At 39.3% G+C, this 12,163-nt stretch carries 11 protein-coding genes; 2 read left to right on the plus strand and 9 right to left on the minus strand.

The genetic code is table 11. The annotated features are described in order from the left end of the window. Window positions 1-11 precede the first annotated feature (11 nt). From LY11_RS04935 to LY11_RS04945, 3 genes are all read right to left on the minus strand, one after another. Window positions 12-3,467, minus strand: a complete 3,456-nt coding sequence (locus LY11_RS04935; protein ID WP_170132629.1) for a SusC/RagA family TonB-linked outer membrane protein — start codon at window positions 3,465-3,467, stop codon at window positions 12-14. 99 nt (window positions 3,468-3,566) lie between these two features. Next, window positions 3,567-4,583: a FecR family protein gene (locus LY11_RS04940; protein ID WP_170132630.1), complete on the minus strand. Its 1,017-nt coding sequence runs from the start codon at window positions 4,581-4,583 to the stop codon at window positions 3,567-3,569. Window positions 4,584-4,676: 93 nt separating this feature from the next. Next, window positions 4,677-5,273 carry an RNA polymerase sigma-70 factor gene (locus LY11_RS04945; protein WP_111632601.1) on the minus strand — a complete coding sequence of 199 codons (597 nt, stop codon included), beginning with the start codon at window positions 5,271-5,273 and terminating at the stop codon, window positions 4,677-4,679. Window positions 5,274-5,426: 153 nt separating this feature from the next. Between LY11_RS04945 and LY11_RS04950 the strand changes: the two genes are divergently transcribed. Both LY11_RS04950 and LY11_RS04955 read left to right on the plus strand, forming a co-directional pair. Continuing rightward, a complete protein-coding gene (locus LY11_RS04950) occupies window positions 5,427-6,839 on the plus strand; it encodes an alpha-L-fucosidase (RefSeq protein ID WP_111632602.1) in 1,413 nt (470 codons plus the stop codon). A gap of 118 nt (window positions 6,840-6,957) precedes the next feature. Beyond that, a complete protein-coding gene (locus LY11_RS04955; protein WP_068396121.1) occupies window positions 6,958-7,233 on the plus strand; it encodes a hypothetical protein in 276 nt (91 codons plus the stop codon). An 84-nt stretch (window positions 7,234-7,317) separates the two neighbouring features. Here LY11_RS04955 and LY11_RS04960 read toward each other — a convergent pair whose 3' ends face one another. The 6 genes from LY11_RS04960 to LY11_RS04985 form a co-directional block, all read right to left on the minus strand. Next, a complete protein-coding gene (locus tag LY11_RS04960) occupies window positions 7,318-7,959 on the minus strand; it encodes a hypothetical protein (protein ID WP_111632603.1) in 642 nt (213 codons plus the stop codon). Further along, complete coding sequence (locus tag LY11_RS04965; RefSeq protein WP_111632604.1) at window positions 7,956-8,951, minus strand: hypothetical protein; 996 nt, start codon at window positions 8,949-8,951, stop codon at window positions 7,956-7,958. Before LY11_RS04965 ends, LY11_RS04960 begins: the two co-directional genes overlap by 4 nt. A 106-nt stretch (window positions 8,952-9,057) precedes the next feature. Then, window positions 9,058-9,636, minus strand: coding sequence for a hypothetical protein (locus tag LY11_RS04970; protein WP_111632605.1), 579 nt, complete (start codon window positions 9,634-9,636; stop codon window positions 9,058-9,060). 156 nt (window positions 9,637-9,792) lie between these two features. Then, window positions 9,793-11,145, minus strand: coding sequence for a hypothetical protein (locus LY11_RS04975; protein ID WP_111632606.1), 1,353 nt, complete (start codon window positions 11,143-11,145; stop codon window positions 9,793-9,795). Between the two features lie 21 nt (window positions 11,146-11,166). Then, window positions 11,167-11,562 carry a hypothetical protein gene (locus tag LY11_RS04980; RefSeq protein ID WP_146610799.1) on the minus strand — a complete coding sequence of 132 codons (396 nt, stop codon included), beginning with the start codon at window positions 11,560-11,562 and terminating at the stop codon, window positions 11,167-11,169. A gap of 5 nt (window positions 11,563-11,567) precedes the next feature. After that, a complete protein-coding gene (locus LY11_RS04985; RefSeq protein WP_146610800.1) occupies window positions 11,568-12,131 on the minus strand; it encodes a glycoside hydrolase family 108 protein in 564 nt (187 codons plus the stop codon). Window positions 12,132-12,163 lie beyond the last annotated feature (32 nt).

Here is a 12,163-nt window from a genome sequence, read left to right on the forward strand (position 1 = left end):
TTGAGTAAGGATTAAAAATTACAACTTAATTTACAGCCAAAAGAGCGTGTCCCAGGTAAGGTCCAATGGCCAACACCCAGTTTAAATCCTTCAGTAACACTCATAGTGGTTTCCGGATCATAGCCCAAACCGTTAGCAGTCCAGGTATACAAATTCCTGCCGATCAGTGAAATAGAAAGATTGCTGATTGGAAGTTTACGCAACACGTTTTTACTAAACACATAGGTTATAGAAGCTTCCCTGAGCTTCAGGAAAGAAGCAGAATAAGTTAAACGCTCGTAATACTTATTATAAGTGTTATTGTAAAAATCAGATGCTGCAATAATGACCTTATTTTCATTATAAGTACCGTCTGCACTGGCTATATAACCTGGAATTATCATCCCGTCATTCCGCTTATTTCCTTGTGAATCAACCCATGGCAAGCCCCCGGTTTGTGCGTCTCTGCCGGCAATTGTATTATCTGTTAAACCTGCATTGATCAAACTTTTAACCACATAAGAGTAGAAGTTACCCCCTTTACGCCAGTCTAAAAGGAAATTAAGCGTCAGGTTTTTATAGCTGAAAGTATTGTTAAAACCAATCGTAAAATCAGGATTATAGTTTCCAACTTTTATATATTCGGCGTTATTACGGATATAGTGCCCGGTTTTATCCAGTAAGGCTGCTCCGGCATACTGTCCACCTGGAACCTTTGTATAACTTGGCGTATAAAAATCTCCAATTTTAGTTCCTTCTTTGATTAAATAGCGGATATTATCACCATCGGCACTACCCATAGAATATTCCGGCAAACCTTCCATTAAAGAGATCACCTTATTTTCATTCTTGGTAAAATTTGCGTTGATTTCCCATTTAAATGCACCCTGAACAGGAACTGCGGTTAAACCGATTTCCCAACCGCTGTTCTGAATATTTCCGGCATTGATTAAACGGTTCGATGCACCCGAAGTAATGGTTGTTGGAATATTAATAATCTGGTTTCTTTTATTGGTCTTATACCAGGTCACGTCCAGACCAAACCTGTTATTAAAAAAGCGCAGATCTCCGCCAAACTCATAAGAAGTTGCGATTTCAGGCTTCAAGAAGTTGTTTTTCAGGTTAAACTCAATCGTCGCTCTTTTTACGTCACCCCAATCCTGATTAAAAGGAATCGTATTGTATAACTGGTAAGGATCAGTATCACTTCCAACCTGTGCCCAGTTCGCCCTGATTTTAGCAAATGATAATACCTCAGACTTCACTTTGAACACATCCGTTAAAACTGTACTTAATGAAACTGAAGGATAGAAATAAGAATTATTTTGAGCAGGTAATGTACTTGACCAGTCATTTCTACCGGTCACATCAAGAAATATCATGTTCTTAAATGAGGCCTGTCCAATTCCATATAAACTGTTGATTCGTTTACGGGAATTATACTGTGCATTGGTGATGGTTCCTGCACGCGCATTAGTAATATTATAAATTCCTGGAATACTTAAACTTTCGGTACGCTGAGCAGTACTTCTGTTGGTCTGATCCATTTGGTTCCCCCCAACCGATAAGCCGAAAGACCAGTTCTGATTCAAGGTTTTCTTGTAACTGAGCAGGAAATCTGTATTCTGCTCCTTAAAAAAAGAATTATCTACGCCATAACCTCCGAACTTAAATCGCTTCGCACTAAAAGGGCGTTTGGTTTCATGCTCCTCATTGTATAAATCAAGCCCGGTACGCACCATTAAGCTCAAATCATTTGTAATATCAAATACTGCTTGTACGTTTCCGGTTATCCGATTTCTGTTGTAACCATTGGTGTGTTCATAAGCCACAAAATATGGATTATCAGAATCATCCGGTGAAAATTGTTCTAAGTTTTCCCGGCCTGGTTTCCAGTAATTCTTCAAATCATTAATATTCATATTAGAAGGCATGGAGTAAACCATTTGCGTCACACTTTCCCTGTAAGCCGAAGGCCGGTTATCACTTTTATTATTTACATAACCAATATTGGTACTGATCTTTACCTTAGGATGCAATACATAGGTTGCTGCCAGGTTCAAGGTATTCCTGCTCAGATCTGTATGCGGCACAATCCCCTTATTGAACATATTGGTATAAGATAACCTGTAATTACCATCTGCATTTTTACCAGTGATGGCAATGTTATTCGTATATGTGGAACCTGTGTTGTAAAAATCTTTAGCATTATTTGGGTGTGATACCCAGTCTGTAGGTACAGGTTTTCCACTTTGGCCATCAAGCGGGCTGTTCCATTGTAAATGTTTGGTTCCTGCATCCAGACGCGGGCCCCAGGCCGAGGTGGTGCTCACTGCCGGATCATCTGTATATTCTCCTGCGCCAAACTGATTCTGGAAATGAGGGAACATCCATGCCTGGTCAAACATCGCATTGGAGTTAAAGCTTATGCCTAAGCCTTTTTTAGCTGATGAACCACTTTTTGTGGTAATCAGTACGACTCCACTTCCTGCCCTGCTGCCATATAAAGCCGCAGCGCTCGCTCCCTTTAAGATGGTAATGCTTTCAATATCGTCTGGACTAATATCGGAAACCGGGCTCCCATAATCTACCGAAGAACGGCCGACTTCGGATGTTGCCCGCAGCGAATGTGCTACAGGAACACCATCTACTACAAAAAGCGGCTGGTTATCGGTCGCAATCGATGATTGTCCGCGAATAGTAATCATGGTGGTAGATCCCGGATCGGAACCCGTACTTACTACATTTACACCCGCTACCTTTCCGGCAATAGAATTCACCACATTGACTTCTTTTACCGTATTCACATCGCTACTTTTTAGCGTAGCAATAGAATAACCGAGTGCTTTTTCATTCCGCTTAATACCCAAAGCAGTAATCACTACTTCAGACAAACCGGTTTCATCCGGAATAAGGCTGATATTGACCGCCGTTTCTCCTCTAAGAACAAATTCTTTAGTTTGATAGCCCATCATTCTAAACAAAATAGTAGATGAAGACTCCCTTACATTTAAGCTATAATCACCGTTCAGATTGGTCGTGGTGACATTATTACTCCCCTTTTCCAACACACTTACCCCCGGTACAGGCAAACCTTTCTCATCAGTAACCTTACCTTTAATCCGGACAGCTTTTTTGATAATAATCTGGTTGTTTTGGATGATGTAAGTTAATTGCCTCGGGATCAATATGCGGCTAAGCAGACTGCTTACCATTTCGTTTTCTGCTTTAATAGCCTCAACCCGCTGGTTCAATACTGCATCTGTATTCGTGTAAACAAAAGACAGCCTGGTTTTCTTCTCTATGCTTTTCAGCAACTCTGTTAAAGTGCCGTTTTTAAAATTGAAACTTATCCTGTTATTCAGCTCCTGTGCCTTTAATGGCGATGCTTGTGAGGCAAAGAACAGGACAGTAAGCATAAAATAAATGAGGGTAAGAAAACGCATTACTTTAAAAATTAATTGATTAGTCACTGCGGACTTTTTCATAACTTTGTATGTTTTAATCATTGAATGGGTTAAAATAAAATTGAAAATCATTAGCCGGAGCATGCGTCAACATGCTTCGGTTTTTTCTTTTATAGTTGTCTAATTACATTTACCTCCTTTTATATAAATGGTCTGTTTATTGATTGTATAATGAATATCCAGGCTTAGTTGAATGGTTTGCAACACTTCATTTAAGCTGACATTATTAAATTTCGCTGTGAGTTTACAATCTTTAAAAGATTGATCTGCAATAACTTTCACTGCATACTTTCGCTCTAAAGCCTCAAAAACTTCTTTTACAGGTAACTGATCGAACACCATCTTGCCTTCAGTCCAGCTAGTAGCAGTCCGGCCATCTTCCACGTTTTCCAATTGTAGTTTAGCGGGATTGGCTATTGCCTTTTGATTTGGCAGCAAGTGAATAGCGGCTGATTGTATTCCCGCTGAATCTCTGGAAACGGCCACTTTACCCGTTAATACTGTTACTTCGGTTTGATGCCCTTGCCATGCACGAATATTAAAACTTGTGCCAAGCACGCGCGTCTGAATATTTAAACTGTATACCACAAATGGATGCGCCGGATCACGCTTTACTTTAAAGAATGCTTCTCCTTTGAGCCTGACAGTTCTTAAATCAGCATGTCGCAGGTTCTCTGGATAACTGATACTGCTGCCGGAGTTTAACCAGATCTGTGTGCTGTCGGGCAATATTACGTTGATAATCTTTCCCGAACTTGCTGACTTTGTAATCCATGCGATACTGGTCTGCTGTAAAACTGGCTGCTGCACTTTATAGAATAAGCTGAACAGTGTTATTGCGGCTATAGCGGCAACAGCAGCCAGCCAGAACTTAAACTTAATGGTTTTCTGCGGTACCTCCTGTATTAAAGAAGCCTGGATAGTACTGAAGCTTTCCCTCCATTGCTCATTCTCCGGCAATACCGAAGTATTTTCCCATAGCCATAAAGCCTGCTCCAGTTCTTGTTGGTGCCCAGGATCTTTACTCAACCATTCCTGTATCTTTTTCTCCTGTCGTTCAATTTCCTGAACGTCGCCGCTGTTATTCTCCTTTGCAGCTAAGTAAGCTATTACAAATTTCCAGTTCTCCTGATCCATTCCTATACTTTTATAGAAACAAGACAAGAAACAGGGCATGCACTACGGGCCGCAAAACATTAACAATGCGTTAAGAAATAGTTAAGAATATTTTTACCGGAATTCTGACTCGTTTTTCAGTATTTTCTCCTGCAAGAATAGAAAGCCCCTGGCCAAATGGTCTTCCACTGTTCTGACTGAAATATCCAGTAAAGCGGCAATTTCTTTATAACTAAAACCGTCTATACGATATAGATAGAAAACCAAACGTCTGCGTTCTGGCATCTGATCAATTAACTTGTATAATATCCGGTTTCTATCCTTATTCAGGTAAAGCTGAGCAGGATCTGCTGTTTCATCCCGAATGCCGGGCAGTTCTTCCTCCTCTATGTGCAGAAAACTTATCCTGGAAACCTTATGGTAATTTGTTGAAGCATTTTTTACTGCCCGGAACAAGTATGCTTTTTCATTTGAAATCCGGGTCTCATTTTTCCAGATCGCGATAAATACATCATTCAGAATAAGTTGAGCCTCTTCTACATCCTTTACCAGGTAAATCGCATATTTCTTAAGCGTAGGATACATACGACGATAAAGATCTTCGAATGCTTTTCCATCGAAATTATTTACAAGATCTCCGTTAAATCCGACAGTATTGTTTTCGCCCATAAAATATGGAGCAAAATTAGAGCTGCCAGATGATTGACACATTAACAAAATGTTAAATGAAGCAGGCAGGCATTAAAAAACAGCTGCGTATTAATTACGTGACCAGGATTGTCTGGTTAAATGAAATAATTAGCTTTAATGATTTAGCAATCTAAATATGAAATTTAAAAGACCTCAAACCAGAACCAACCCATTATGAAAAGACCTGACCAGTTTTTATTCACCATCCTGCTACTCATTTTTGTCCCTGCATACGCATGGGCCCAAAATAAATCCTTCCCCAAAGGAAAAGAGCTTGCCACCTTACAACAAGACTTTGTTGACCTGCGTTTTGGCATGTTTATCCATTATAATATTCCTACTTACGTGGATGCAGACTGGCCAGACCCGGATGCTTCACCTGCAATCTTTAATCCTAAAAAACTGGATTGTGAGCAGTGGGCAAAAGCAGCAAAATCCGCGAACATGACTTATGGCTGTTTAACCACTAAACATCATAGTGGTTTTGCTATCTGGGATACAAAAACTACAGATTACAATGTAATGAACAGTCCGCTGAAAAGAGATGTAGTTAAAGAATATGCCAATGCTTTCAGGAAAAACGGACTAAAAGTGATGCTGTATTATTCCATTTTAGATACACATCATAAATTAAGGCCTAACCTGATTACCCCCGAACATATCAAAATGGTAAAAGCACAATTGACAGAACTGCTAACCAATTATGGCGAAATCAATGCCTTGATTATTGACGGATGGGATGCACCATGGTCAAGAATATCCTATGATGACATTCCGTTTGAAGAACTTTATACTTTGATAAAATCTATCCAGCCTAACTGTTTGGTTATGGATCTGAATGCTGCTAAATACCCTTCTGAAGCATTATATTATACTGACATCAAATCATATGAACAGGGAGCAGGTCAGCATATCTCCAAAGAGACCAATAAACTGCCCGCTCTTTCCTGTTTGCCATTACAGACAAGCTGGTTCTGGAAAACATCTTTCCCGGCAACTCCTGTAAAAGATCCGCTTCAAATGGTGAATGAAAATCTTATTCCCTTCAATAATGCTTACTGCAATTTCATCCTGAATGTAGCACCAAATCGTGATGGATTGATCGACGATAACGCGTTAGCAGCATTAAAAGAGATCGGGAAAGTCTGGAAAAATGAAGGAGCCACACAGAGACTGCCCGCAGCAGATGCACCTATAATTTCTTCTAATCTGGCTAAAAACCAACCTTCAGATGGGAGCTGGAGTGATGATATGAACATTATGGATTTCGCCAATGATGACAACTTCAATACTACCTGGAAAGCTAACCCAAGAGTTGAAAAGCCATGGTATGAGGTTGAATTCAGAAAAGAGAAAGCCTTTAATACAGTGGTGATTGCAGATAAAACTCCGGTAACAATCAGGAAATATAAACTAGAATATCGTTTGGACGGTATCTGGAAGACACTTTTCTCCGGAGAGAATGCGCATAAAATTAAGATTCATCGTTTTGATACCGTTTATGGCGATAAAGTGAGGATTCAGATAGAAAATACTGGATCAACAGCTGAAATAGCCGAGTTTGCAGTGTTTAACGAAAGAAGATAAATCGGTTATATCGTGCTCAATTCTGAACTGATTTGAGCACGATTAAGCGGCCAATCCAACCAATAGTCTTTTAACCCTTTTATATTCCGTATCTTTGCCAATTAAATGGATATTTGATATGAAAGACTATAGTGATATGATTAACAGCGACAAGAATTCTGGTAAGATTAAAGATCTTGAAGATGCCTTGAATGGAGTTGAAGTAACTTACTCTCGTTGGCTGGTTAATCGTGAAAATATTCATACGGGTGAGAAACCAGATAGATTAGGAAATTACTTCCGTTATTTCTACGATGAAAACGGTATTCAATTTTATGTAAAAGACGCACTTCCTATTGACATCAAGAACGCGTGCTGGTCTGCTTTCAGAGGTATCTTCGTGAATAAACAATAATAAAAAGGTATTTAACATCGTAATAGCTAAAATGGCAAAGGAGAAGATTTATCGTCTCCGCCATTAGTTAAAAATCAAACCTGTTTAATCTTGTTTGAATGCCTTTAATGTTCCATCAGTATTGAACCGGATCGCATACCGCTCACGACTTCCTTCAATATTCATTGGATACCAATCTATCGCATTATTTACAACAGTGATATAGATATTTGTTAATGGCTTTGCCCCTTCAATCCGCGAAGCTTTCTCCCTATAAATTTTATTAACCTGAGCTACACTTGCAAAGCTGACTTTATTCAGCGAAATCAGACTATGCTGAATATCATCATTTACTGATAATTGCTTAGGCACGGGCACAGACCATTGCCCGTTTCTATAATCATAAACATCAACATACTCAGGGTTTTCAGGATGCTGCAACATGACGTTAATAGTCCCATTATCATAAAAGCCAAGAAACAGGTAGATAAAGATTTCTTTTCCTGCATATTCAGGAAGCCTTTTTAATGCTGCTTCTGCACTGAGTAATCTATCAGTATCATTTAAAAACCCGTTTTTCTCCTCTTCAGTGTGCTGTGCTGTAGTTGTGACCGTATGTTCTTTTCTATGATCCTTATGTTGAACTAAAGTACCCTGAACATTTAGGGTATCTTCAATGCTTTTTGATACTGGCTTGCAGCTTAAAAACAAACTGCCGCAAATAAATAAGATGTATATTTTTTTCATGATGTTAACCTTTTTTCATTAATATCACTGGCAAAAGCAATAACCTCCGGATTCTCTCTGAGATAAAAAATGTCAATACTTTCGTCTTTTGTACTATCCAGCTCAAGCAAATTCACAACTTTTTCCAAACTTTTAAAGTATTTATGCTGGTGGTCATCAGTATATTCAAGTTCAAAATGGATTACTGGTTGTGCATTCATAAATCTGCCGGTTTGCCGGGCACTAGCAATTTTCGCGGCTGCCCTTCTCCCTTTAAACCTGATCTGGTTCAGCTTATCCGGTTTTTTCTCTGCTATTCTAAAAACAACTTTTCCTAAAATATGATATAACAGCAATATCGTTGAGCAAACTATTAGTGGATGCACAAAACTCATAAAACGCCAGCCCATACCAAAGCTTTCAGACTGATAAGCATAACTATAATAACCAATGATTAAGGCAAGCATGATTAACCAACTCAAAACACCAAGAAGGATAGCTTTTGTATTTACAGTCACCTCGGTACTGGCAAAAACAAAACAGGGTATATGTTTCAATTCCTGATCAATAAGCAAATCAACTCTTTTACCAGTTTCAAAACGACGTTCATGAGCCTGACTATCTATGACCTTTGCTTTATGCAGGATAATCTCAGTATCAACCAGGTTCTTTACAGATAAGTCCAGTTCATAAGAATCATATTTATCACCCGTCTTTGAAATCTTGCTTACACTTAGAATTTTTGCTTCTCTGCGTATTCCATTAATAAGTAGCTTTTCCAGGCGATACTTTTTTATAAAAACGCTTAATACCCATTTTTGAAAGAATCCTGCCAAAAGAATAGCCCAGAATATAACTGAAATAGCTAAAACACTCAATGCTAACCATGGATCTTTGTCTTTAAGATCAGTTATATCATATTCACTATTGATCGTATAATACAAAATCATAGGAAATGGGATTGCAAAAAACAGCATGTAAAGCATCCAGAATATAATAGGGGCTCGTTTCATTTTTCTAAAAATTAACAGCGATTAATTAAAGCTAATAAATAATGAAGTCTATCTGATTTTTTTTGCAGGAAAACACCTCTGATAGAAGTTGCCAAAAATCAATTGATCATGACCAGCTTTTATTTCTTATCCAGTAAAAAACAGATCCCAGGGCAATCAATATCAGCAAAGCAGGGAGCCATGCACTTAATTTTAAGGTTTTCTTTTCCTTAACAGTTTGTTCAGCTTCAGTCTTGTTCGTGTTTAAACTAAGCTCATTTTTCTTTGATAGTATCGTTAAGTTCTTTTGTATCACTGTCTCTTTATTAATTTTCAACGGGATCACCTGCTCCCTGATCAAAGCTCTGGCTGAAAGTTTCTTTGTGACAGGATTAAAACTTAAACTGACTTCTGCAAGCGGGTTTTTAATAGCCATTACCCCATTAACCAGATCATCATAATCAATATAGGTGTCTGTGGTAATTACTTGTCCGGGAATAACCAGTATAGTATCTGCCTTTTCTCTGATAGTCGTTAAGGAGTGGTCAAGCGTCAAACTCATTGTGTCTTTTTCAAACTGCTGAGCAGTTTCCTGTTTCATCTTTTCCGTTGCTTTAAATACATGACGGGAAGATACGCAGCCCGATAAGATCAGTATTAACGCGGTGAAGAACAGGTGAATTATTTTAGGTTGTATATTTTTCATAAGGATGTTTATTAATTTGACAGCTTATATTATAAGCTGATAGTCAAACCGGTACAGGTTATCAAATTATAAAGCTACCGGGGTAATTCCCTCTGCGCAGTAAATTCAATATCCCTGACCGGATGAACTAATTTTTAACAGGTATTATTTGATAGTTTATTGTGCACCAGCTCCTGGTACCAGCGAGAGAAAAGTAACCGTATCAGCAACCGCCTGCTGTTGTGAAGGGAAATAATGATTGTTCTCATTGCGGACCATATCCGGTCCGCCCATATTGATCATATCTCCTACCGGAAGGGATACATCCTGCCTGTACATTTCAAAACCAAGGTTATTGTAATATTCCAGTGTACCACCTGTTTGATACAAATCAATCATTACCCCATCCCAGTCATGAGATCTGTTTAAAAGACCTGCAGTATTGTTATATACCTGTGCATTCGTAGGTTTAACTCTGGAAGGATAAGCTGCGAAATAATCCTGAATTTCCGGAGTAGCCTGAAGCTCAAAGGCCGAATATTTCCAGCTATTCCAAACGATGTTATTATAAATCGAAATATCCTCAACTTCAGCACCGTAAGAGACCCCCCATGCACGAATTGCATTTCCCTGGTGGTTCGTGATTTTATTGTCATGGAACGATCCATTACCAACCAGATGGAAAATACCATTATGATAGCCATTTGGAGCATTAGGATCATCATATCTTGTATTGATATGATCAACGATATTTCCGGCAATTTCATAACCATCAGCCTGTCCCACATAAACTACATTTCCAATAGCCGGGCAGTTCTTAACGACACAATTCAGGAATTTAAAGTTTCGCATCAGATTTACAATTCCTTCCGCTGCAAACGCACCATCACAATGAAACCCTGTACTCGTGTTTTCAAAACTAAGCCTCTCCAGTTTCCAGTCTTTAGAGGCAGATGCGTCCGTACCATCATATACCCCTTTGTAGTGATAAGAAATAGTATAGTCACCTACGTTTTTAAAGCTGATGTCGTGCATGTATATGCCATTGCTATGATCTTGAATAGAAATAGCGCGATAAGACTGGTCAATAACCGACGCTCCCCACAACTCGAAGTTATCTGCCTGGCCAATATCGATAGATCCGCCTTTAAGTATTACCCCTGTTGCATCCATTCTGACGTTAGTCGCTTTTTCGACATAGATGTAATCATAATTACCCGGAACAATCTTCACATTTGTATTTGCAAGAGGCTCCAGTATCAGCTGACCTGAACCTGTACCAATGCTCACGAAATCAGGATCTACCGGAGGATCTACTGGTGGAATTACCGGAGGGGTTACCGGCGGTACAATTGCCGTTGCATAAGCCTTTCCAAAGTCTGTGCTTGAAATAGAAGAAGCTGCAATTTTACCATCCGAATAAATGATTACATTTCCCTTCACCACGTAAGTAATTACCTGGCCGTTTACGCGGATAGAACCTGTTTGATCTGCAGCTGCTGCCGCTTGCTGTACTGTTAACTGACTCATAATTTAGTTGTTTTATAGGGTTTAAAATTTTGTTTTTACCTTGTTTTCATTGAAGTATTTCCGGACCGATTCTACCGTTCCGTTTAAATGGATTAAAGAAGTATCCAGCTTCCTGTTATTGCTATCCTGTTTTTCCTTATAAGGAGCGAGCTGCTTAGGTAGTTCCTGCTCTACCCCTTTCTCCACAGCCAGGTTAATCTTCTCATTTAAGGTGGTAATATCTGCTATCCGAAGGCGGTTCATTTCATTCAGGACACTATATTGCCAAAAGTTCATCGCCACAGAAAGCAGGAGCATCGTAGCGAAAGGATTCTGCTGAACCGCAGTAAATAAACGGTCAAACATTCTTTCAATCCATGCGGCTTTTCTGTCTATCATGTCTTGTGTTTCTGTTGTTGGATTTTGTAATTCTTCCATGATCATTAAGTTTTATAGGGTTTAATCCTGCTTAACCAACTTTTCAGGAACCTGGCCTGTGTCCCTTTTGCGATTGAACTGTAAAAAGCCTGTCTTTTACTGTTATATATTGAAGTAAGTTTAGCGGCGTTGCTTGTATTGACTGCCTGGATAGTTAAAGAGCCTATGATGCCATCCGCGACCAGGTTTAGCGCAGAAACCTGGTTCACTGAATCCTGCAAATATTTAGCTGCCCTGGCAGTTCCCGAGTTCACGCCGAAATCATAAACTGTATTGGCCAGCTGCTGGTCATGAATCAGACCCAGCTGGTTTATATCCCAGAAATTCTGTTTATAAAAGGACCAGATCAGTTCAACCAGCTGCACATTGGCTTTTGCCTTGCGGTTAATCAGTGCAGCAGAAATACCTTCCGTGTCTTTTAGCCCGTCAATGATCAGCCAGCCTCTCCATCCCGACCAGTTATTTCTGGATATACCTGCATAAGTTTCTCCTCCTTTATCATTCGGGTCATTTACATATCCACCTTCGTTTATTGCTGTCAACTGCTCTGCTATTCTAAACTCACTCATGCTTTCTGCTTTTTTTATACTGATCACTGCCT

Source organism: Pedobacter cryoconitis (genome assembly GCF_003259615.1).
Classification (GTDB): domain Bacteria; phylum Bacteroidota; class Bacteroidia; order Sphingobacteriales; family Sphingobacteriaceae; genus Pedobacter; species Pedobacter cryoconitis.